General features: G+C 83.1%; 1 protein-coding gene. It reads right to left on the reverse strand.

The window, feature by feature from the left end; all coding sequences use genetic code 11:
- Positions 1-23 precede the first annotated feature (23 nt).
- Positions 24-807 (reverse strand): ABC transporter ATP-binding protein (locus GTR02_RS21940; RefSeq protein WP_166609576.1); only part of this gene is annotated, 784 nt, incomplete at its 5' end.

The following is an 807-nucleotide window of genomic DNA, read 5'->3' on the forward strand; positions in this document are numbered from 1 at the left end:
GGGGGGGACCCGGTCCGCGACGCTCACCGCGCGACCTCCGCGAGCCCGGCACCGGCCGCGGCGGGACCGTGGACGACCCGCCCGCCGGCGAGCGCGACCTCGCCGTCCGCGCAGGCCGCGACCAGCCGCGCGTCGTGGGTGGCCACCGCGACGGCCGCCCCGGCGCGCGCCGCGGAGCGCAGGACGCCCGTCACGACCGCCCACGTGGCGCGGTCCTGGCCGACGCTCGGCTCGTCGGCCAGGACGAGCGCGGGGCCGGCCGCGAGCGCCGACGCGACGCCGAGCCGGCGCTGCTCGCCGCCCGACAGCAGGTGCGGGTCGACGCTCGCGCGGTGCGCGAGGCCCAGGAGCTCCAGCAGGTCGTCGGCGCGCCGGTCGCCCGCGGCGCCCCGGCCGAGGGCCCGGCAGGTGGCGCGGACCTCCTCGCGCACGGACGGGCGCACCACGCCGTGCTCGGGGTGCTGGGGGATCCAGCCGACGCGCGCCGCGAGCTCGGGCGAGGACCACCGCCACGGCTCGAGGCGCCCCCGGGCGGCGAGGGCGGCGTCGGCGCGGACGTCGCCGCCGGTCGGCCGGAGCAGGCCCGCGAGGACGGCCACGAGCGTGGACTTGCCCGCCCCGCTGCCGCCGGTCAGGGCGGTGACGGCCGCGGCGGGCACCTCGACGTCGACGCCGTCGAGGACCGTCGTGGGCGGTCCCGGGCGCAGGGCGCGGCGGCGGCGCACGACGCGCAGGCCGCGGCCCCGCACGGCGACGGCACCGGCGGCCACGGCCGCGACGGGGCGGACGAGGTCGGCCGGGACCTCC

Source organism: Kineococcus siccus (assembly GCF_009906795.1).
GTDB classification, from domain to species: Bacteria; Actinomycetota; Actinomycetes; order Actinomycetales; family Kineococcaceae; genus Kineococcus; species Kineococcus siccus.